This is a genomic window from Actinomadura sp. NPDC000600 (genome assembly GCF_040492135.1).
Taxonomy (GTDB): Bacteria; Actinomycetota; Actinomycetes; order Streptosporangiales; family Streptosporangiaceae; genus Spirillospora.
Map to the genome: position 1 here is coordinate 379,329 of NZ_JBEUPD010000003.1, position 19,715 is coordinate 399,043.

At 74.4% G+C, this 19,715-nt stretch carries 19 protein-coding genes and 1 pseudogene; 11 read left to right on the forward strand and 9 right to left on the reverse strand.

Annotated features, from left to right (window positions below; all coding sequences use genetic code 11):
- Nucleotides 1-3: 3 nt before the first annotated feature.
- From ABWI07_RS06945 to ABWI07_RS06955, 3 genes are all read left to right on the forward strand, one after another.
- A complete protein-coding gene (locus ABWI07_RS06945) occupies nucleotides 4-1,170 on the forward strand; it encodes a sensor histidine kinase (RefSeq protein ID WP_160160940.1) in 1,167 nt (388 codons plus the stop codon).
- Nucleotides 1,167-1,787: a response regulator gene (locus tag ABWI07_RS06950; RefSeq protein WP_149259999.1), complete on the forward strand. Its 621-nt coding sequence runs from the start codon at nucleotides 1,167-1,169 to the stop codon at nucleotides 1,785-1,787. Before ABWI07_RS06945 ends, ABWI07_RS06950 begins: the two co-directional genes overlap by 4 nt.
- Before the next feature lie 190 nt (nucleotides 1,788-1,977).
- Nucleotides 1,978-3,354, forward strand: coding sequence for a carbohydrate-binding protein (locus ABWI07_RS06955; protein ID WP_353817964.1), 1,377 nt, complete (start codon nucleotides 1,978-1,980; stop codon nucleotides 3,352-3,354).
- 58 nt (nucleotides 3,355-3,412) lie between these two features.
- Here the strand turns inward: ABWI07_RS06955 and ABWI07_RS06960 are convergent, their stop codons facing one another.
- The 3 genes and pseudogenes from ABWI07_RS06960 to ABWI07_RS06970 form a co-directional block, all read right to left on the reverse strand.
- Complete coding sequence (locus tag ABWI07_RS06960; RefSeq protein WP_149259998.1) at nucleotides 3,413-4,246, reverse strand: phosphoribosylaminoimidazolesuccinocarboxamide synthase; 834 nt, start codon at nucleotides 4,244-4,246, stop codon at nucleotides 3,413-3,415.
- Between the two features lie 102 nt (nucleotides 4,247-4,348).
- Nucleotides 4,349-4,978, reverse strand: coding sequence for an Orn/Lys/Arg family decarboxylase (locus ABWI07_RS06965; protein ID WP_353817965.1), 630 nt, complete (start codon nucleotides 4,976-4,978; stop codon nucleotides 4,349-4,351).
- 47 nt (nucleotides 4,979-5,025) lie between these two features.
- A pseudogene (locus tag ABWI07_RS06970) lies at nucleotides 5,026-5,604 on the reverse strand (hypothetical protein); the annotation flags it as partial.
- 24 nt (nucleotides 5,605-5,628) lie between these two features.
- Here ABWI07_RS06970 and ABWI07_RS06975 point away from each other — a divergent pair.
- The 3 genes from ABWI07_RS06975 (at nucleotide 5,629) to ABWI07_RS06985 (ending at nucleotide 7,077) form a co-directional block, all read left to right on the forward strand.
- Nucleotides 5,629-5,988: a DUF3140 domain-containing protein gene (locus ABWI07_RS06975; protein WP_149259996.1), complete on the forward strand. Its 360-nt coding sequence runs from the start codon at nucleotides 5,629-5,631 to the stop codon at nucleotides 5,986-5,988.
- Nucleotides 5,989-5,999: 11 nt separating this feature from the next.
- Nucleotides 6,000-6,191 carry a hypothetical protein gene (locus ABWI07_RS06980; RefSeq protein WP_149259995.1) on the forward strand — a complete coding sequence of 64 codons (192 nt, stop codon included), beginning with the start codon at nucleotides 6,000-6,002 and terminating at the stop codon, nucleotides 6,189-6,191.
- Between the two features lie 112 nt (nucleotides 6,192-6,303).
- Entirely contained in the window at nucleotides 6,304-7,077 is a 774-nt protein-coding gene (locus ABWI07_RS06985; protein WP_353817966.1) for an MgtC/SapB family protein, read from the forward strand.
- Between the two features lie 37 nt (nucleotides 7,078-7,114).
- On the opposite strand, the gene ABWI07_RS06990 is transcribed toward ABWI07_RS06985, so the two are convergent.
- Together ABWI07_RS06990 and ABWI07_RS06995 are read right to left on the reverse strand one after the other, a co-directional pair.
- On the reverse strand, nucleotides 7,115-7,303 hold the full coding sequence (locus ABWI07_RS06990) for a hypothetical protein (RefSeq protein WP_149259993.1): 189 nt from the start codon (nucleotides 7,301-7,303) through the stop codon (nucleotides 7,115-7,117).
- A gap of 48 nt (nucleotides 7,304-7,351) precedes the next feature.
- The gene (locus tag ABWI07_RS06995; protein WP_149259992.1) at nucleotides 7,352-7,909 is read right to left on the reverse strand and encodes a hemerythrin domain-containing protein; all 558 of its coding nucleotides are present in this window, start codon (nucleotides 7,907-7,909) and stop codon (nucleotides 7,352-7,354) included.
- A gap of 148 nt (nucleotides 7,910-8,057) precedes the next feature.
- Between ABWI07_RS06995 and ABWI07_RS07000 the strand changes: the two genes are divergently transcribed.
- Nucleotides 8,058-8,894: an ATP-binding protein gene (locus ABWI07_RS07000; protein ID WP_353817967.1), complete on the forward strand. Its 837-nt coding sequence runs from the start codon at nucleotides 8,058-8,060 to the stop codon at nucleotides 8,892-8,894.
- Between the two features lie 1,118 nt (nucleotides 8,895-10,012).
- Nucleotides 10,013-10,768: a helix-turn-helix transcriptional regulator gene (locus tag ABWI07_RS07005; RefSeq protein WP_353817997.1), complete on the forward strand. Its 756-nt coding sequence runs from the start codon at nucleotides 10,013-10,015 to the stop codon at nucleotides 10,766-10,768.
- Here the strand turns inward: ABWI07_RS07005 and ABWI07_RS07010 are convergent.
- A complete protein-coding gene (locus ABWI07_RS07010; protein ID WP_353817968.1) occupies nucleotides 10,765-11,640 on the reverse strand; it encodes an arylamine N-acetyltransferase family protein in 876 nt (291 codons plus the stop codon). The two genes, ABWI07_RS07005 and ABWI07_RS07010, sit on opposite strands and share 4 nt — an antisense overlap.
- A gap of 25 nt (nucleotides 11,641-11,665) precedes the next feature.
- A complete protein-coding gene (locus ABWI07_RS07015; RefSeq protein WP_353817969.1) occupies nucleotides 11,666-14,737 on the reverse strand; it encodes an AfsR/SARP family transcriptional regulator in 3,072 nt (1,023 codons plus the stop codon).
- 90 nt (nucleotides 14,738-14,827) lie between these two features.
- Here ABWI07_RS07015 and ABWI07_RS07020 point away from each other — a divergent pair, with 90 nt between their 5' ends.
- Complete coding sequence (locus ABWI07_RS07020; RefSeq protein WP_353817970.1) at nucleotides 14,828-15,700, forward strand: NAD(P)-dependent oxidoreductase; 873 nt, start codon at nucleotides 14,828-14,830, stop codon at nucleotides 15,698-15,700.
- Here the strand turns inward: ABWI07_RS07020 and ABWI07_RS07025 are convergent.
- Entirely contained in the window at nucleotides 15,678-17,075 is a 1,398-nt protein-coding gene (locus ABWI07_RS07025; protein WP_353817971.1) for a sensor histidine kinase, read from the reverse strand. The two genes, ABWI07_RS07020 and ABWI07_RS07025, sit on opposite strands and share 23 nt — an antisense overlap.
- A gap of 176 nt (nucleotides 17,076-17,251) precedes the next feature.
- Here ABWI07_RS07025 and ABWI07_RS07030 point away from each other — a divergent pair, with 176 nt between their 5' ends.
- Nucleotides 17,252-17,707 (forward strand): ATP-binding protein, encoded by a 456-nt coding sequence (locus ABWI07_RS07030; RefSeq protein WP_149259988.1) that lies wholly within the window; start codon nucleotides 17,252-17,254, stop codon nucleotides 17,705-17,707.
- Here ABWI07_RS07030 and ABWI07_RS07035 read toward each other — a convergent pair.
- A complete protein-coding gene (locus tag ABWI07_RS07035; RefSeq protein ID WP_160160939.1) occupies nucleotides 17,691-17,837 on the reverse strand; it encodes a hypothetical protein in 147 nt (48 codons plus the stop codon). The genes ABWI07_RS07030 and ABWI07_RS07035 overlap by 17 nt on opposite strands.
- Nucleotides 17,838-18,171: 334 nt before the next feature.
- Between ABWI07_RS07035 and ABWI07_RS07040 the strand changes: the two genes are divergently transcribed.
- Complete coding sequence (locus ABWI07_RS07040) at nucleotides 18,172-19,509, forward strand: LCP family protein (RefSeq protein WP_353817972.1); 1,338 nt, start codon at nucleotides 18,172-18,174, stop codon at nucleotides 19,507-19,509.
- Nucleotides 19,510-19,715: the final 206 nt, after the last annotated feature.

Sequence of the window (19,715 nt, forward strand, 5' to 3'; positions counted from 1 at the left end):
GGCGTGTCGGAGACCCTGTCCCACGTGCCGGACGAGCATGCCTGGACACGGGGTGTGCTCATGCGCGACGCGTACTACGGGGTCGTGCTGGCCGGAACGGTCGCCGCCGTGTGGGCCACGGGCGCCGGCGTCGGCCGCGTCGTGTCGATCCCCGCGCTGTGCGCGCTCGTCCCGTGGTACTTCCTGGTCGGGCGCGGGGCCCGCCGGGACAGCCCGGTGCCGGCCCGGACCGCCTGCTACCAGCTCGGGGTGCTGGCCCTGCTGGTGACCGCGCAACTGGCCACGCTGACCAGTTCGGTGGTGCTGTTCGCGCTGGTCCCGCAGTCGTTCATGCTGCTGCCGGCCGGCTGGGGCATGCTCGCGCTGGCGGCGTTCAACGCGGTGCCGATGGCCGAGGCGGTCAGCGCGCCGGACTCCGGCGGCGTCGTGACGGCCGGCGCGGTGGTGCTGGGCGTGGCGTTCGGGGCGACGTTCGGCCGGTGGATCCAGCAGATCATCCAGCAGAGCCGGGAGCGCGCCGACCTCATCGCGCGGCTCGCCGCCACCCGCGCGGAGCTGGCCGAGTCGGAGCGGCAGGCGGGGATGCTCGCCGAGCGGCAGCGGTTGGCCATGGAGATCCACGACACGCTGGCGCAGGGCTTCACCAGCATCCTGATGCTGCTGGACGCGGCCGAGTCGGCGCCGCCGGAGCAGGCCCGGGCGCACCGGGAGCGGGCGGCGCGCGCCGCCCGGGAGAACCTGGCGGAGGCGCGCGCACTGGTCTGCGCGGAGCCGCCGGCGGGGCTGGCCGGTTCGTCGCTGCCGGACGCGCTGCGCCGGCTGGTCGAGCGACTCGGCGAGGAGACGGGGGCGGCGGCCTCGTGGGAGCTGGTCGGCGAGCCGCGCGGGCTGCCCGCCGGCACGGAGGTGGTCCTGCTGCGGTGCGCCCAGGAGGCGCTGGCGAACGTGCGGCGGCATGCGGGCGCGACACGGGCGGCGCTGTGCCTGCGGTACCTGCCGGACGGGGTCCGGTTGGACGTCTCGGACGACGGCGCCGGCTTCGACCCGACCGCCCTGGCGGGCTTCGGCCTGGCCGGCATGCGCGAGCGGGTCGCGCAGGCCGGCGGCCGCCTGGCCATCAGCAGTACGCCGGGTTCCGGCACCGTGCTCACCGTGGAGGCGCCGGCATGATCCGGGTGCTGCTCGTGGACGACCATCCGGTGGTGCGGGAGGGCCTGCGCGGCATCCTCGGCTTGGAGGACGGCATCGAGGTGGTGGGCGAGGCCGGGTCGGCGGCGGACGCGGTCGTCGCGGCCCGGGCGTGCGAGCCGGACGTGGTGCTGATGGACCTGCGGATGCCGGACGGCGACGGGGTGCAGGCGACGCGGGACCTGCTGGCGCGGGACCCCGCCTGCCGGGTGGTGGTGCTCACCACGTACGAGAACGAAGCGGACATCCTGCGGGCGGTGGAGGCAGGCGCCACCGGGTACCTGCTGAAGGACGCCGGACAGGGGGAACTGGCCGAGGGGATCCGCGCGGCGGCGCGCGGGGAGACGGTGCTCGCCCCGGCGGTCGCGGCGCGGCTGGAGTCCCGGAAGCGTTCGCCGGGCGCGCTTACCCGGCGCGAGATCGAGGTGCTGCGGCTGGTCGGTGCGGGCCGGACGAACGCGGAGATCGGCCGGGAGCTGTTCATCGGCGAGGCGACGGTGAAGACGCACCTGCTGCGGGTGTTCGAGAAGCTGGGCGTCTCGGACCGCACGGCGGCGGTCACCGCGGCGATGCGGCGCGGCATCCTTCCCCTGCACTGACCGCGTTAGGCGGGGGCGGGCGCGTCGGCGGACTTCTGGGGGCTTCCCGGGGTCGGGCGGCGCGGTTACCCTCTTCTTGGCGTCCACGCCGGTCGTATGCGCCTTGCTCTGGGAGAGTCCCGTCCCCACGGGGCTTGTTCGGCTCCTGCACCGGCTCCTCTGTGTCCCGCTCAGCTGAGGAGTCGTCCCCGTGAAGCTCAAGCACCCGCACGTCAAGCACAGACGGTTCAAGCCGAGATGGTCCGCGGCCGGAGCCGCGCTGGCCTCGGCCGCCGCGGCGGCCGTCCTGTCGTTCGGCACGCTCGTCGCGGTTTCCGCGCCCTCGTCCGCCCAGCCCGCCGCCGCGACCGCCTGCACGTATCCGGCCTGGGCGGAGGGCACCTCCTACAAGGTCGGCGACAAGGTCGCCTACAGCGGACGCGGCTATGAGGCGCTCGTCGCCCACACCGCCTACCCGGGCGCAGGCTGGAACCCCGCGTCCACCCCGACGCTGTGGCGCGACATCGGCGCCTGCGACGCGTCGCAGCCTCCGACAACCCCGCCCACCACGCCTCCGACAACCCCGCCGACCACGGATCCGCCGACCACCACCCCGCCGCCGGGCGGGGACGAGACCTGCGCGGTGAAGTCGAAGCCCGCCGGCAAGATCCTCCAGGGCTACTGGGAGAACTGGGACGGCGCGTCCAACGGCGTCCACCCGCCGTTCGGCTGGACGCCGATCGACGACCCGCTGATCAGGCAGCACGGCTACAACGTCATCAACGCGGCGTTCCCCGTCATCCGCTCGGACGGCACCGTCCTGTGGGAGGACGGCATGGACTCCACGGTCAAGGTCGCGCCCCCCGCCCAGATGTGCGCGGCGAAGGCGGCCGGCGCCACCATCCTGATGTCGATCGGCGGGGCCGCCGCGGGCATCGACCTCAGCTCCAGCAGCGTCGCCGACCGGTTCGTCCAGACGATCGTGCCGATCCTGAAGAAGTACAACTTCGACGGCATCGACATCGACATCGAGACGGGCCTGTCGGGCAGCGGGAACATCACCCAGCCGTCGCCGTCGCAGGCGAACCTGATCCGCATCATCGACGGCGTCCTCGGCCAGATGCCGTCGAACTTCGGGCTCACGATGGCCCCCGAGACCGCGTACGTGACCGGCGGCAGCGTCACCTACGGCTCCATCTGGGGCGCCTACCTGCCGATCGTCAAGAAGTACGCGGACAACGGCCGGCTGTGGTGGCTGAACATGCAGTACTACAACGGCAGCATGTACGGCTGCTCGGGCGACTCCTACTCCGCCGGGACGGTGGAGGGCTTCGTCAAGCAGACCGAGTGCCTGAACAACGGCCTGACCGTCCAGGGCACCACCATCAGGGTCCCGTACGACAAGCAGGCCCCGGGCCTTCCCGCACAGCCCGGTGCGGGCGGCGGTTACATGTCGCCGAGCCTGGTCGGCCAGGCGTGGAACCACTTCAACGGCCAGTTGAAGGGCCTGATGACCTGGTCCCTCAACTGGGACGGGTCGAAGGGCTGGACGTTCGGCGACAACGTCCGCGGCCTCCAGGGCCGCTGACGCCCTGACTCAGGGGCCCGGTGGGACCTCCGCCGGGCCCCTCCCCATGTCCGTCCGGTCAGGAGCTCCAGGCGGTGCCGGTCAGGCGCTCGTAGACCTCCGCGTAGCGGGCGCGCGTGGCCTCCACGACCTCGTCGGGGATGGCGGGCCCGGGCGGGGTGCGGTCCCAGTCGAGCGTGCTGCTCCAGTCGCGCACGAACTGCTTGTCGAGGGAGTGCTGCGGGCGGCCGGGCACCCACTGGTCGGCGGGCCAGAAGCGGGACGAGTCGGGCGTGAGCACCTCGTCGCCGAGGACGAGGGTGCCGTCGGCGGCCCGGCCGAACTCCAGCTTGGTGTCGGCGATGATGATGCCCCGCTCGGCGGCGAGGGCGGCGCCGCGCCGGTAGATCTCCAGGGTGGTGTCCCTGAGCCGCGCGGCGGTGTCGTCGCCGATCTCGCGGACCACGTCGTCGTAGGTGATGAACTCGTCGTGGCCCTCGGTGGCCTTGGTGGTCGGGGTGAAGATCGGCTCGGGCAGCCGGGACGCCTCCACCAGGCCCTCCGGCAGCGGGACGCCCGAGACCGTCCCCGACTTCTGGTACTCCTTGAGACCGAGGCCGGCGAGGTGCCCGCGCGCGATCCACTCGACGGGGAGCATCGAGAGGCGGCGGCAGCGGATGGCCCGCCCGGCCCACTCCTCCGGCACGTCGGTGGCCGACACGACGTGGTTCGGGATGATGTCGGCGAGCCGCTCGAACCACCACAGCGACAGCTGCGTGAGGATCTTCCCCTTGTCGGGGATCGGCGTCGGCAGGACGACGTCGTAGACGCTCACCCGGTCGGACGCGACGAGGATCAGCTCGTCGCCGTCCGCGTAGACGTCCCTGACCTTGCCGGAGTGGACCAGCTCCATGACGCTCCTCACCTCACCGTCCTGCCGGTAGGAGTCTTCCACAGCGCCGCCCCGCGACCTGCGGCGGCTCCGCCCGCCGTCAGGCCCGGCGGCCCTCGAACGTCACTCCTCGATGAAGATCCGCACGCTGTCGAGGGTGCTGTCCGCGGCGTCCGGGACGACCATCCCGGCGGCGACGCCGGAGCGCAGGTACTCCATGACCGGTGCGGTGATCCGCTCGCCCGGCAGGACGGCCGGGATGCCGGGCGGGTACGGGGTCAGCATCTCCGCGCAGACGCGACCGACGGCGTCGGACGCGGAGACCTGCTCGGCCGGGCCGAAGAACGCGTCCCGGGGCAGCACGACGAGTTCGAGCCGCAGCTCCTCGGGCGGCGGCACCTGGACGGTCGGCGACCCGCGCAGGTCGTCGATGTGGGCGCGGAGGCCGCGCAGGGCGGCGAGCAGCGTGCCGGTCGTCTCCTTGTCGTCGGCGAAGGTGATCTGCGCGCTGATCCGCCGGTGGTCGGCCAGGTGCATGTTGACGCGGTGGTGCTCGCGCAGCCGGTCGGCGGCCCGGTAGCCGGTGACGCCGAGGCCGGCGATGTCGACGACGAGGGGCAGCGGGTCGAGGTCGTGGGAGCGGCCGGGGCCGGTGAACTCGTCGCGGCCCTGGACGTCGAAGCCGTCGATGGCCGCGATCTGCGCGCGGACGTCGGAGGCGAGGTCCAGCGCGTCCTGCAGAGGTCGGCGCACGTCCCGTAGGGCGTCGGGCTGGTGACGAGGGCGCCGCGCGCGTCGGGGTGCTCCCGGAACCGCGCGGCGAACGCGGCGGGCGAGGGCGGATGGGCGAGATGCCGGTCCGGGTCCCACTGCGGCTCGACCCAGATGGGGCGGACGCCGGAGAGGATCAGCCCGGAGACGACCGACTTGTGGGCGTCCCGTCCGACGAGGAGCTTCTCGCCCGGGCCCGCGACCGACAGCATCGCGCTCTTGACCGAGAGGGAGCTGCCGCACGTCGAGAAGAACGCCTGCTCGGCGTGGACGGCGTCCGCCATCAGCTCCTGGGCGCGTTCGAGCACCTCGTTGCTCGAGGTCCGGTCGTCCAGGCCGGAGATGGCGAGCACGTCGGAGCGGTAGACCGCGTCGCCCAGCACCTCGCGGGCGCGCGGGTCCGCGCCGCGGCCCTGCTTGTGGCCGGGCGGGGTGAAGGGAAGCTGCTCCTCGCGGTGGTAGGCGGCAAGGGCGTCCAGAACGGGGGCTTCCGAACGGTCCATGGCCGACGTGTTCCCGTGCGGGTCGGGCCGTAACACGGGCGGTTCAACGCCAAGTAACCACAAGCTGGGGCGAATGGGGCAGCAGTTGTCGGGTACGGCGGGCATGAACGCGTACAGGGAGTTTTGCCGATGAACAACCGCGTATCGCCCGAGGTGGAGCTGGCCTGGGAGGACTTCCACCGGGTCGTGAACATGACCTCCGACGAGCTGCGCACCTGGCTGCTCACGGACGCGTCCGGCGAGGAGGCGTTCCCGGCGGACGGCCGGGGCCCCGGGGTGTCGGAACTGGGCGCCCGGGTCGTGGACGTGCTGCGCAAACGGAAGGTCGACCTGACCGAAAGCGACGGGGAGGTGATGCAGGAGGTCGTCGACTTCGTGGAGGACCGACTGGAGAACCGACCGCCGAACGCGGAACGGGACGAGGAGTGGCGGCACGCGCTGATGAGCGTGGGCCACGACCCCCTGCGTCCCGAACCGTCCAGCGCATAGGAGGCGAGAGCATGCCGAACCCGCAGCAGCCCGAGATCCGGCGGTCCGGGAAGACCGCGGTGACGGACGAGCCGGCGCCCGAGGCCACCGACCCCAGGTCGACGAGGTCCAAGGGCCACGCGCACGGCACCGACAAGGGGAACAGGGGAGGCGGCAAGGGCGGCGGCACCCCGCCGGACCAGCAGCCCCCGCACCCCGCCTAGCAGCAGGCCGGAGGCCGCCCCGGAGAGAGTCCGGGGCGGCCTCCCGTCTGCTGCTCGCGGCCTGGTCCGCACGCGGCCGATTGACAACGGAAGAGGGAGGGGTGGTACCAGGGTGTTCGAATTGTCCCCCGGGCAGGGTTGGGTGGAGATCGGCGAGCTGCTGCTCGCCATGGTGCTGTCGGCCGCGATCGGGCTGGAACGGGGGCTGCGCAACAAGAGCGCAGGGCTGCGCACGCACACCCTCGTCGGCGTCGGCGCGGCCCTGTTCATGCTTGTCAGCAAGTACGGGTTCGAGAACGTCCCGGGGAACGTCTCGCTGGACCCCTCCCGGGTGGCGGCGCAGATCGTGTCCGGCATCGGCTTCATCGGCGGCGGGCTGATCTTCGTCCGCCGGGACGCGGTGCGCGGCCTCACGACCGCCGCCGTCGTGTGGGTGACGGCGGCCGTCGGCATGGCGGCGGGCGGCGGCCTGCCGGTCCTCGCGGTGGCGGTCACCGCGATCCACTTCCTCGTCGTCTACGGGCTGAGCGGGATCACGCGGAGGCTGCCGCTGGAGCGCTACCGCCGCGCCGGGGTCGCCCGGATGCGGATCGTCTACCGGGACGGGCGGGGCGTCCTGCGGCAGGTCCTGATGGAGGCCACCCAGCGCAACTTCGTGATCCTGGAGGTCGACGTCGACCGCGACTACCTGCCCGACGACTCCGACCGCGGCCGCGACGAGCGCCGGGACCGACGCGAACCGGACCGGCGCCGCCCCGGCAACGCCGTGGTGACGCTCACGCTGGAGGGCACGGGCTCGGTCCCGGAGTTCGCCGCGGTCCTGAGCGAAGTGGAGGACGTCGTCGGCGTCACGCTCGGCGCCGATCAGGACGACGACAGCGAATGACCGGCGTCCCGCGGTGTCCGGCCGGGCGAACGGGGACCTAGGGGATCTCGGTCTGCGGGCTGTAGCCCTCGTCCTCGCCGCCGGGGGTGTCGGCCTCGGCGTTCGGCGGGTCGGTGGGGCCGGGCGTGTGCTCGGCCCCCACGTCGGCGTCGTCCTCCTGAGGCGCCCCGGCCTCGGCGCGCCGGTCGGCGAGCGGCTTGTCCTGGTCGTTCCTGCGGTCGGTCATCGCATCCTCCTCGGGAGAGGGGCGGCCCGCCGGGCCGCCCCTTGACGTTCAGCCGCGCGCCTTGCCGATGGCGTCGCGGACGCGGTCGGCGACGGCCGCCATGGGGCCGACCGCGAGGTTCTTGGTGGGCGACTCCGTCCCCTGGTGGGGGTGGGTCGGGGCGACGGCCTCGGCGGCCTTCACGGCCTTGGCCATGCCGCGCATCTGCTCGGGCGTGGCCTCGCGGGCGATGCGCGGAAACTCTTCCTTCTCCTCGTGCGAGGCGTGCGCCTCGATGTCCTTGTGGAACTTGGCGAACGTCTCCTCGAAGTCGGCGGACTCGGGGTCCATCTTCTCCAGGTCGGACAGGACGCCCTTGGCCTTGTTCTCCTCCTCCAGCCGCGCGTCCACCACCTGGGAGCCGTCGGCGGCGGCGCGCCGGGCGAACGGGTGGACGACCTCCTCCTCGGCGGTCTCGTGCACGGCGAGGAGCCTGCGCAGCCGGTCGAAGGCGTCCTTGCGCACCTTGCCGTGGTTCTTCTCCACGGTCGAGGCGAGGTGGCGGATCTCCTGGTGCTGCGCGAGCAGCAGGTCGACGACGTTCTCCTTGGTGGCCTGGTCGGCCATGACACAACCTCCTGTGAGTGCTCGACTCCCGTGGTGGTCCGACTCGTGGCGATACCCGAGGTGAGGGCTTCAACCATCAGGGCGCCGCGACGGGCGGGCGGGGGTGCGCGGCCGTTTCCCCGCCCGGCGGGCTGAGTAGGGTGAGCGCATGCTGTACGGGCGGGACGGGGAACTGGCCGCGATCGACGAGCTCCTCGGCCGGGCCCGCGCCGGGCGCAGCGGGGTCCTCGTGCTGCGCGGCGAGGCCGGGATCGGCAAGTCGGCCCTGCTCGACCACGCCGCCGGCGCCGCGGACGGCATGCGCGTCCTGCGCGGGACGGGCTTCGAGAGCGAGAGCGGCATGCCCTACGCGGGCCTGCACCTGCTGCTCGGCCGCCATCTCGACAGGATCGCGGGCCTCCCGGAGGGGCAGGCCGAGGCCCTGCGAGCGGCCCTCAACATGGGCGGTCCGGAGGCCGAGAGCGACCGGTTCCTCGTGGGGCTCGCGGTGCTGACCCTGCTGTCCGACCTGGCGGAGGAGCGGCCGCTGCTCTGCCTGGTCGACGACGCGCACTGGATCGACGGCTCGTCCGCCGAGGCGCTGCTGTTCGCCGCCCGCCGCCTCGACGCCGAGCCCATCGCGATCGTCTTCGCGGCCCGCGACGCGGACGCGCCCGAACCCGCCTCCCCGGAGTCCGCCCCGCCGGAGTTCGTCGCGGAGGGGCTGCCGGAGCTGCGCCTGCACGGCCTCGACGGGGACGCGGCCGCCGCCCTGCTGGCCGAGCGCGCCCCCACCTGCCCGGCCATGTCCGGCGGGAGATCCTCGCCGGGGCGATGGGCAACCCGCTGGCGCTGCTCGAACTCCCGGGGAGCGGCGGGCACGGGTCGGCCTACGAGCGGATCCTGCGGTCGTTCGCCGAGCGGATCGCCGCGCTGCCGGAGCCGGCGCGGCGGCTCGTGCTGCTGGTGGCGGTGGACGACCTCGGCGACGCGGGCGTGGTGGTGAAGGCGGCGGAGCGGTTCGGCGCGTCCGTCGGCGACCTGGAGCCCGCCGAGCGCGCGGGCCTGCTGCGCAGCACCCGCGATGGGCGGCTGGAGGTGCGGCATCCGCTGATCCGCACCGCCGCCGCACGCGACGCGACGCTCGGCCGGCGACTGGCCGCCCACCAGGCGCTGGCACAGGCGTACCTCGACCGCGGCGACGTCTGCCACCACGCTTGGCACCTGGCCCGCTCGGTGACGGAACCGGACGAGCGCGTCGCGGCCGTCCTGGAGAAGACCGCCGAGACCGAGCGGAACGCGGGCGGCAACGCGGCCGTCGCCGCCATGTACGAGGCCGCCGCCGAGCTCACGCCGGACCGGGCCGAGCGCGGCCGGCGGCTGGCGGCGGCGGCGCGGGCGTCGGCCGACGCGGGGCTGCCCGAGCGCGCGGTCGAGCTGGCGGTCCGGGCGGAGGCCGACCTGCCGGACCCGCTGTCCCGGGCGGAGCTGACGCTGATCAGGGCGTCCCTCGCCGACGAGCAGGACCGGGCGCACGACGCGCACCGGCTGTTCGCCGAGACGGCGGCGTCGGTCGCCGATCTCGAGCCCCGCACGTCCGGCTACCTGTTCTTCCAGGCCGCGGCCGCCGCCGCCAACGCCGGGGACTTCGCCGCGATGGACCGCATCGCCGCCGAGGGCGTGCGCCGCGGCGTTCCGAACGCGCCGCACCTGCGGGCGCTGAGCCGGGTGTTCGCCGGGCACAACCCGCTCGCGGACGCGGATCCGGCGGACGGCGTGGCGGCGCTGCGCGAGCTGATGGACGAGATGAGCGTCTGCTACGCCCCGCGCGACCGGATCCGCGCGGGCATGTGGCACCTGCTGGTCGGGGACGTGCGCGGCGCGGCCGAGGTCGCGGCGGAGCTGGAGCGGCGCGTCCGCGACCGGGGTGCCGTCGGGCTGCTCGCGCCCGTCCTGATGCTCCGGACCCGGACGGACCTGATCCTCGGCAGGTACCGCGACGCGCTGACCGGCGCGGCGGAGGGCGCGCGGATCGCCGCCGACACCGGCCAGCACCGCATCCGCGTCTACCTCGACACCAGCCTGGGGCTGCTCGCCGCGATCGAGGGCGACGAGGAGCGCTGCATGGAGCTGACGGAGGAGGCGCTGTCACGCGGCCTCCCGCCGAGCAGCGTGCATGCCGCCGCCGCGCGCAGCCTCCTCGACCTCGGGCTGGGCCGGTACGAGGCAGCCTTGGAACGCCTCGCGGACACCGTCGCCGGGCCCAACCGCCAGGGAGCCATCGCCTCCCTGCCCGACCTGGTCGAGGCGGCCGTCAGAGCCGGTGTCCCGGAGCGCGCGCGGGACGCCGCCGACTGGTACGCCGAGTGGGCGGCGCAGACGCAGCAGCCGTGGGTGCAGGCCATAGCGGCGCGCTGCGCGGCCCTCCTCGACACGGATGACCCAGGCCCGGCGTACTCGCGGGCCCTCGATCTGCACCGCGAGGGTGGGACGCCGTTCGAGCAGGCGCGCACCGAACTGCTGTACGGGGAATGGCTCCGCAGGTCGCGGCGCAGGAACGACGCGCGGGCGCGGCTGCACTCGGCGCTGGAGGCGTTCGAGCGGCTCGGCGCCGCGCCGTGGGCGGAGCGGACCCGCACCGAGCTGCGCGCCGCCGGGGAGAGCCTCGCCGACGGGCGGGGCGGCGGGGACGACCTCGCCGCCCGCCTCACCCCGCAGGAACTCCAGGTCGCCCGGCTGGCGGCGACGGGCCTCAGCAACCGGGAGATCGGCGCGCAGCTGTTCCTCAGCCCCCGGACCGTCGGCTACCACCTCTACAACGCCTATCCCAAGCTCGGCATCACCGCGCGGACGGAACTCGCCCGCCTCGACCTGGGCTAGTTCTTCGTGCGGATGAACTCGACGAGGCGGTCAGGGTCCTCGCCTTCCAGGACGATCCCGAAATCCCGGGCCAGGACGTCGGGCACGTCCTCGGGGGCGAGCGTGCGGGCCTCGGCGCTCCCGTCCGGGCGGGTGACGGTCACCATCGTCCCGTCCAGGACGCGGAGGTCGCCTGCGGAGAACTTCTGCACGTACGGACGGGTCGTGAACGGCGAACGCGGGCTGGTCGAGACGAAGTGGCTGCCCACCTCGAAGTCGATGCGGAACGCCTCGCTCAGCACGAACGTGTGCCGCTGGACCCACCCGTCCGGGCCGCGCTGGTGCATCTCCCAGCCCGCCGTGTTCGGCGTCCACGCGGTGACGGTGCGGCCTCGCCGGAGGCGGAAGCCCCAGCCGTCCTGGTCGGCCTCCTCGCCGTCCACGAGCCGCAGCGGTTCCAGCGGGCCGGCGCCGAACCCCACGTCGCACAGCCAGGCCGGCTCGTCCCGCGGCGCGTCCGGCGGACGGACGTGCAGGAGCGCGTGCGTGGCCGGAAGGATCTTCTGCGCCCCCAGCGTCACCCGCCCCGCCAGCGCCGTGACCTCGTACCCGAGCTTCTCCAGCAACGCCGCGAACAGCCGGTTGTGCTCGTAGCAGTAGCCGCCGCGCTGCCGCTGGACCAGCTTCGCCTGGACGGCCTCCAGCGACAGGTCGATCGGCCGCCCGAGCATGATCTCCAGGTTCTCGAACGGGATGGACGTGACGTGCGCGCGGTGCAGAGCCCGCAGCGTCGCGCCGGTCGGGGCCAGGTCGCCGTCGTGGCCGATCCGCTTCAGGTAGGCGGGCAGGTCGAGCAGCTCGCCCTCCCACCCGTATCCGAGGTCCTCGCTCATGTCTCCCTCTCCCCGCCGGTGCCGATCATCCCGGTGGCGCCGGACCACCGTCCTTGGCGACAACACCGGAGGCTCCCCGGATCCTCCCGGCGATCCGCTCGACGTCGCGGCGTTCGGCGGGCGGCAGGGCCGCCCCGGCCGCCGCGCGGAGCGAGCCCGCCTCGGCGAGCAGCCCGGCCGCCGCCCCGTGCTCGCCCGCCAGGGACCGCGCCCCGGCCAGCCCTTCCAGCGCGAGGGCGATCCCGCGCGGGTCGCCGACGGCCCGCGCGGCGGCGAGCCCCTCGGTGTGCAGGGCCAGCGCGGCCGCGGCGTCGCCGCGCTCCTCGGCGATGAAGCCGAGCTGGGCCTGCACGAACGCGATGCCGGCGGTCCCGCCGATGCCGCGCAGCCAGCCGAGCCGGGCGCGCAGGTGGGCCTCGGCGGCGGCGAGGTCGCCGCGGGCGCGGGCCACGAGCCCCAGCCCGACCTCGGCGAACTCCTCGGCCGACCGCGCCATGTGCCGGCGCGCCAGGTCGAGGGCCCGCTCGTGCAGGTCGCGGGCCTCGCCGAGGGCGCCGGTGAGGAGCGCGACGCGGCCGAGGCCGGCCAGCCGGAACGAGGCCTCCGGCCACATCCCCATCTCCTCGGCCAGCCGGAGACCGTCGCGCAGGAGCCGCGCGGCCTCGGTGTACGCGCCGGTGATCTCGGCGTGCCGGACGAGGGCGTCGGACGCCTCCAGCCGCCCCCACGGGTCGCCGAGCTCGGCGAACAGCGCGGCGCTGCGCACCGCGTCCCTCTCCATGGAGGCCAGGTCGCCGTGCCCGACCGCGAGCTTGGCCCGCGTCGCGAGCGCGGCGGCCGTGAACCAGCGGTCGCCCCGTTCCTGGAACACCGCAAGGGCGCGGTCGACGCGCCGCTCGTTCATGGCCAGGTCGCCGTACGCCCAGTGCACGTGGCTCAGGAGCCACTCGGCCTTGGCCCTGGCCAGCGGATCGTCGTGCTCGGCCAAGGCGGCTTGCCGGAGCTCCTCCGAATCGACGCCTTCGCCGACCAGCATGGTGAAGGCGGTCAGCCACGTCGCGGCCTCGGTTCTGGCCGGTGACGCCTGCGGATGTGCGGACAGGGCCGCGGTGAACGCGCGGCGGGCCTCCTCGAAGCGTCCCCGCAGGTACCAGTACCAGGCGAGCGCGTTCACCAGCCGGAACCCCGTGCCGCCGGCCGGCGCCGCGCCGAGGTTCGCCGCCTCCTCGTCGAGCACCGCTAGCCAGTGGCCCTGCTCGGGCCCGCGCAGCCCCTGCGCCGCCCGCTCGGCCAGGCCGGTGTAGTGGACGGCGTGGCGGCGGCGGAACTCGTCCTCCTCGCCCGCCTCGCGCAGGCGTTCCAGGGCGTAGGCGGCGACCGACTCCAGCAGCCGGTACCGGCCCTGCTCCGTCCGGACGACGAGGGAGCGGTCGACCAGCCGGGCGAGCACCTCGACGCCGGTCCCGCAGACCGCCTCCGCCGCGGCCGGAGTGCAGCCCCCCGCGTGGACGGCGAGGCGCCGCAGCGCGACCCGCTCGGGCGCGGTGAGCAGGTCCCAGCTCCAGTCGATCACCGCGCGGAGCGTCCGCTGCCGGGCCGGGCCGCCGCGCCGCCCGTCGGCCAGCACGCGGAAGCGGTCGTCCAGCCGCGCCGCCAGCTCCCGCACCCCGAGCGCGCGGACGCGGGTCGCGGCCAGCTCCAGCGCGAGCGGCAGCCCGTCCAGGCGGCGGCAGATCGCCGCGACCCACGGTGCGGTGCCGCCGTCCAGCGCGAAGCCGGGGGAGGCCGCGGCGGCCCGCGCGACGAACAGCCGGACCGCGCCCGCCTCCCGCAGCGCGTCCGGAGAGGCGTCGCGGCCGGGGAGGTCGAGCGGCGGGACGACCTGGAGCCGCTCCCCGGCGATCCCGAGCGGTTCGCGCGAGGTCGCGAGGACGCGGAGGCCGGGCGCGTCGGCGAGGAGGCGCCCGGCGAGTTCGGCGACGGGTTCGAGCACGCGCTCGCAGTCGTCCAGGACGAGCAGTGCCCGCCGGCCCCGCAGCGCGTCGGCGATCGGCCGCCCGGCGGACTCCTCGCGCAGGCCCAGCGCGCGGGCGACCTGCCCGGCCACGCCGCCGGCGGTGTCGTCGTCGGCGCTGTCGTCGACGGCGGCCAGATCGACCATCCACACCCCGTCGGGATGCTCGGCGAGCGACCGGGCGGCGATCTCCACGGCGAGCCGGGTCTTGCCGACGCCTCCGGGCCCGGTCAAGGTCACCAGCCGGTGCTCGGCCAGCAGGGCCCGGCCCCGCTCGACCGCGTCCGCGCGGCCGATCAGCTCGTCGAGCGCGGCGGGCAGCCGGGGCGCCGGCCGCGGCGGCGGGACGCCGTCGCCCGCGAGCATCGACAGGTGGAGCGCCGCCAGCTCGGGGCTCGGGTCGGCGCCGAGCTCCTCGGCGAGCCGCTCGCGCAGCGCGTGGTAGCCCGCGAGGGCCTCGCCCTGCCGGCCGGCCAGGTGGAGGGCGCGCAGGTGGAGGGCGTGGAGCCGCTCGCGCAGCGGATGGTCGGCCGCGGGCGCGGCCAGCTCGGCCGCCACCGCCGCGTGCTCGCCGAGGTCGAGCCGGGCCTGCGCGTGCCGCTCCAGCGCCGCGAGCCGCGCCTCCTCCAGCTCGATGATCGCGGTGCGGGCGAACCCGGCGTCGGCGAAGTCGGCGAAGGCCGGGCCGCGCCACAGCGCGAGCGCGTCGCCGAGGAGCCGCTTGCGGGCGAGGGGGTCGGCGGCCTCGCGGCCGAGCGCCGCCATGAACCGCCCGGCGTCGACCGCCTCCGGAGCGGTGTCGAGCGCGTAGCCGGGCGGGCGGGCGGCGACGAGGCCGCGGCCGCCCGGCTCGCCCTCCTCCAGCGCCTTGCGGAGCTGCGAGACCCGGGCCTGGAGCGTGCCGAGCGGGTTGCGGGGCGGCCGGTCGCCCCACAGCGCGTCGATCAGCCGGTCGACGGGGACGGGACGTCCGGGCTCGGTGAGCAGGACGGCGAGCAGCGTGCGGACCTTCGCCTCCGGTACGCGGACGGGCGCCCCGGCGTCCGTCCACACCGCGAGCGGCCCCAGCACCCCGAAACGCACGGCGCCAGCGTAGCCACCGCTACGGACGGACCCGAGGAAGGTCCGTAGCGGCCGAGGCGAGTGTGGAGGAAACACATCTCAGGAGGACATGTGAGCACCCCAGTGACCGTCATCGGCCTCGGGCCCATGGGCGCGACGATGGCGAGGACGTTCCTCGAGAACGGCCACCCGACCACGGTCTGGAACCGGACGGCGTCCAAGGCGGTCCCCTTGGTGGAGGCCGGGGCGACCCTTGCCCCGACCGCCGCCGACGCCCTCGCGGCCTCGGAACTGGTCGTCGTGAGCCAGACCGACTACACGGCGATGCACGACTCGCTCGATGGCGCGGACCTGAAAGGACGCGTACTGGCCAACCTCAGCTCCGGCAGCCCCGGCGAACTGCGCCGCGCGAGCGAATGGGTCTCCGGGCGCGGCGGCGTCCTGATCACCGGTGGGATCATGGTGCCTCCGCCGGGCATCGGCCGGCCGGGTTCGTACGTCTTCTACAGCGGCCCTGAGCAGGTGTTGGAGCGCCACCGCGAGACCTTGGGCGAGCTGGGGGACGTCACGTTCGTCGGCGAGGACCCCGGCCTGGCGATGCTCTACTACCAGTCGCAGCTGTACCTCTTCTGGTCGACCCTGACCGCCTACATGCACGCCGTCGCGCTGCTGGGCACGGCGGGCGTCTCCGCCGAGCGGTTCCGCCCGTTCGCGGCGTCCATGCTGCTCGACCTCGGCGGCGACGGGCCGATGGGCTTCCTGAAGCACCTCGCGGGGGAGATCGACGCGGGCGTCTCCCCGGGCGCGGACAACAGCCTCCGCATGCAGGCCGTCGGCGCCGACCACGTCGTGGAGGCCGCCCGGGAGGCCGGGATCGACGTCGCGGGTCCGACCGCCCTGCGGGACCTGTTCTGGCGTGCCGTGGAGGCCGGTCACGGCGAGGACGGGCTGTCCAGCGTCATCACGGCGATCCGCCCCCGGTGACCAGCGGGAGGCGGAGCACGAACCGGGCGCCGGCGCCGGAGTCGGCGATGCGGAGGGAGCCGCCGTAGATCTCGGCGATCTCGCGGGCGATGGGCAGGCCGAGTCCGGTGCCGTGGGGGTCCCGGGTCCGCGACTCGGGAAGGCGGGCGAAGCGCTCGAAGACGCGTTCGCGGGCCTCCTCGGGGATGCCGGAGCCGTCGTCGAGGACCTCCACGACCGCGTCGCCGCCGTCCCGCGACACGGTCACCTCGATGCGCGACTCGGCGTGCCGCTCGGCGTTGCCCAGCAGGTTGCCGAGCACCCGGCTCAGCCGCACCGGGTTCGCGCGGACGACCGCGCCGGGCTCCAGGCGCGTCGTGATCGGGACGTCGCCGCTCCGCATGCCGACCTCGCGGCGGACCAGGGCGGCGACGTCGACCGGCTCCACCGGCTGCGGCGCGCGGGCGTCGAGCCGCGACAGCTCCAGGAGGTCGGCGACGATGTCGTTCAGGCGCTGCGTGTCGCGGAGCGCGCCGCGGACCATCGGCTTCCAGTCGGCGTCGTCCGGCTCGCCGAGGGCGACCTCCAGCCGCGTCTGCAGGCCGGTGATCGGGTTGCGCAGGTCGTGGGAGGCGTCGGAGACGAAGCGGCGCTCCCGGCTCGCCGCCGCCTCCAGCCGGTCGAGGGTGGCGTTGACGGTCTCGGCGAGGCTCTGGATCCCCCCGCCGGCCTCCGGGACGGGCACCCGGTGGTCGAGGCCGCGCTCGTCGATGCTGGCCATCTCGGCACGGATCAGGTCGACCGGGACGAACGCCTGCCCGATCGTGTGCCACGTCCACCACGCGATCAGGCTGAGCAGCGCGACCAGCAGGCCGAAGAGGGCGAGCGGCAGCAGCCACACGTTGAGCAGGCCGGGCAGCGGGGCCGCGGCGATGACCATGACGTCCGGGCCCCAGGGCGACGTGCGGAGGCGGAGGCCGAACGCCCACACGCACCTGTCCAGGTAGCGGGGGCAGACCCGCTGGTCTATGAGCAGTTCGCCGCGCGCCAGGTCGGCGGTCGCGAGCGCCGGGCGCCCGCGGATCGCCTCGCTGGCCGCCACGACCTCGCCCCGCGTGTTCACGACCTGCACCATCTGCGCCTCGTCCGGGCGGACGTCGATGATCGCGGGGTTCGTCCCCCTGGAGAGGCCGAACGCGATCCGCTCGGCGGTCCGCTCCGTCTCCCGCGCGACCGTGTTCTGCGCCCAGTCGCGCGCCAGCAGCAGCATCAGGACCAGCGCCAGCAGCAGGATCAGCGCCGACACCGCGACGGTGATGAGGGTCGCGCGCCCCCGCATGGAGAAGAGCAGGCGCCTGCTCAGCACGTGGGCGTGCTCCTGCGTCACAGTCGTCACAGTGGAATCCCGGAACCGTGCACAACGTCACTCTAAGTGACGCAACGTGAGGGGCGGAGGTCCGCGTGCGGCGCCGGGGCGGGGCGCCGTGAACAGGACAGGGGCCGCGATCCGTACATCCTGGGTGACGGGCCGCCTTCCGGACGTGAGGGCGGTCGGGACGGGGAGGCGGTGCTGTGGTCGGGACGCGGGACCGTGTGGTGATCGGCGAGATCACGCTTCCGGGGGTGCGGCGGTCGGTGGGCTGCGCGCGGAGCTTCGTCCGGTGCGTGGCGGCCGGGCATCCCGCCCTGGAGGACCTGGTCCTGGTGGCGAGCGAGACGGTCGCGAACGCGATCACGCACACGGCGTCCGGGCTGGAGGGCGGGCTGGTGACGGTCGCCGTCCTGGCCGGGGACGGGGGGTACCGGGTCGAGGTCGCGGACGAGGGCGCGGCGGGCGGGCGCCCCCACCTGAAGGACGAGACGGGCGCGGAGACGGGGCGCGGGATGCGGATCGTGGACGCGCTCGCGTCGCGGTGGGGGTTCCGGGCGGACGGGGCCCGGACGGTGGTGTGGGCGGAGTTCCCGGCCCCGGTCGCCGGCGATGGGCGGGACCGGGGCCGGGAGGCGCCGGTCAGCGGCCCCGGTTGAGCTGCCGGGCCGGCATCTGCCGGGCGTTGCGGCGGTTGTTCGCGAAATTCGCCGACCTGAAGTCGGAGTTCTTCCGCTTGCCCTTCTTCCGGGATTTGGCGAAGGGGTCGCCGCTCGTTTCATGGTTCATCGCACGCATGAAGAGATCACCTCCGGGCACGTCTGAATTCGGCCGTGAAAGGCCGCGAAAAAGGTGGAGAAAGGCGCGCCGCATCGTCGCAGGGACACAGAGGTGGCCATGCGAGAAGGGTGCGCCATGCGGGGAGACGGGAGCGGGCCCGTGGCAATGCCGGGGGCGGCTCGACCGGAGAAGAATCAAAGCTTCATGGTGAGTAGTTAGCCATACCTCCGGACGCGTGTCAACCAATAAATTCCGCCAGTGTGCGGACCGGGCGCGGGAACGGAACGCGCGGAGACGCGTGAACCCGGCGCCGGAGAAGCGGCGATACATGCCGGGAGGCTTCATGAAGCTGCTGGCTTGGGTCGCCGTCGCGGCGGCCGCGGTGATGGTGGCGGGCGGGCTGTCCGCGTACGGGTACTACTGGCGGCTGCAGAACGCCGTCCAGCACGAGGACGTCGACCGGCTGATCGGCGGGAACCGGCCGAAGAAGCTCAACGAGGCCGTCAACATCTTCGTGCTCGGGTCGGACACCCGCGAGGGCGCCAACGCCCGGTATGGACGGGGCCTGCGGGGCAAGCCGCCCGCGTCCGACACGATGGTGCTGCTGCACCTGTCGCCGGGCGGCGGGCAGGCGGTCGCCGTCAGCTTCCCCCGCGACCTGCTGGTGCCGATCCCGGCGTGCATGCGCAGGGACGGGACGAAGGCGCCGGCCAGCAGTGCCGCCATGCTGAACGAGGCGATCGGCCGTGCTGGCCCCACCTGCACGGTGAACACCGTCGAGCAGCTCACGAAGGTCCACATCGACCACTTCGTGCAGGTGGACTTCACCGGCTTCAAGCGCATCGCGACGGCGGTCGGCGGCGTGCCAGTGTGCGTGACGGGCGACGTCCACGACAAGGACTCCGGGCTGACCCTGGCCAAGGGCCGGCACCGCCTGAAGGGCGAGCAGGCCCTCGCCTACGTCCGCAGCCGCAAGGGCTTCGGGGACGGGAGCGACACCGAGCGCATCACGCGGCAGCAGCACTTCTTCGGCGCGCTCGCCAAGGAGGCGATGAGCGCGGGCGTCCTCACCGATCCGGGACGCCTGAACGCGCTGCTCAGGGCCACGGCCGAGTCGCTGACGACCGACAAGGGGCTGACCGCCGGGGAGATGCTGAAGATCGCACAGGGCATGCGCGACCTGAACGCCGGGAAGCTGCGGTTCGTCACCGTGCCGTCCGGGCCTTACGCGCTGAACCGGAACCGGGTGGTGCTCACCCAGCCCGCTGCGAACGAGTTCTTCGACGCCCTCCGCAGGGACGTGGTGGCGCCGGCGCCCGCCAAGGCCCCGGCCGTGCCGCCCGGGAAGGTGCGGGTTTTCAACGCGTCCGGGGTCGACGGCCGCGCCGGGCAGGTGGCGGGGCAGCTCAAGGACGCCGGCTGGCAGGTCGCCGGGGTCGGCAACCTCGGGTCCCGGCCCCAGGCCACCTACGTCCGCTACGGGACGGGCGCGGAGCCGCAGGCGAGGGCGCTCGCCCGCCTCCTTCCGGGCGCTCGGGTCGCGCCGCGCGCCAAGACGGCCCCCGGCGTCGTGGACCTGGTCATCGGGACGGGGTTCACGCGCGTCCGGACGTCCGGCGGCATCCCCGTCCAGCGCGGCGAGAGCCGGGCGAGCGACGAGGTGTGCGAACGGGTGGCGTGATCTGTGGGGTGCCCGTCGTGGACGCCATGCCGGCTCCGGTGACAGCCTGGACGCATGCGCGTCGCGTTCGTGATCTATGGGCCAGTGCTCCGGCCTTCAGGCCGGGGGTGAAGGCCCGTGCTGGGAGGGACATCATGGCCCGGGCAGTGCCTTGACCGGGACGGTTCCGCTGCTCGATGTACCGCTGACGGCGCTCGGCGTGCCGG

What these genes read in the sequence shown, in the direction of transcription:
- ABWI07_RS07040 (WP_353817972.1), top strand. Translation starts at nt 18,172, where the DNA reads ATGAAGCTGCTGGCTTGGGTCGCCGTCGCGGCGGCCGCGGTGATGGTG.
- ABWI07_RS07035 (WP_160160939.1), bottom strand. Translation starts at nt 17,837, where the DNA reads ATGAACCATGAAACGAGCGGCGACCCCTTCGCCAAATCCCGGAAGAAG.
- ABWI07_RS06995 (WP_149259992.1), bottom strand. Translation starts at nt 7,909, where the DNA reads ATGGCCGACCAGGCCACCAAGGAGAACGTCGTCGACCTGCTGCTCGCG.
- ABWI07_RS07005 (WP_353817997.1), top strand. Translation starts at nt 10,013, where the DNA reads ATGGAGCTGACGGAGGAGGCGCTGTCACGCGGCCTCCCGCCGAGCAGC.
- ABWI07_RS07000 (WP_353817967.1), top strand. Translation starts at nt 8,058, where the DNA reads ATGCTGTACGGGCGGGACGGGGAACTGGCCGCGATCGACGAGCTCCTC.
- ABWI07_RS06980 (WP_149259995.1), top strand. Translation starts at nt 6,000, where the DNA reads ATGCCGAACCCGCAGCAGCCCGAGATCCGGCGGTCCGGGAAGACCGCG.
- ABWI07_RS06990 (WP_149259993.1), bottom strand. Translation starts at nt 7,303, where the DNA reads ATGACCGACCGCAGGAACGACCAGGACAAGCCGCTCGCCGACCGGCGC.
- ABWI07_RS06960 (WP_149259998.1), bottom strand. Translation starts at nt 4,246, where the DNA reads ATGGAGCTGGTCCACTCCGGCAAGGTCAGGGACGTCTACGCGGACGGC.
- ABWI07_RS07010 (WP_353817968.1), bottom strand. Translation starts at nt 11,640, where the DNA reads ATGAGCGAGGACCTCGGATACGGGTGGGAGGGCGAGCTGCTCGACCTG.
- ABWI07_RS06975 (WP_149259996.1), top strand. Translation starts at nt 5,629, where the DNA reads ATGAACAACCGCGTATCGCCCGAGGTGGAGCTGGCCTGGGAGGACTTC.
- ABWI07_RS06950 (WP_149259999.1), top strand. Translation starts at nt 1,167, where the DNA reads ATGATCCGGGTGCTGCTCGTGGACGACCATCCGGTGGTGCGGGAGGGC.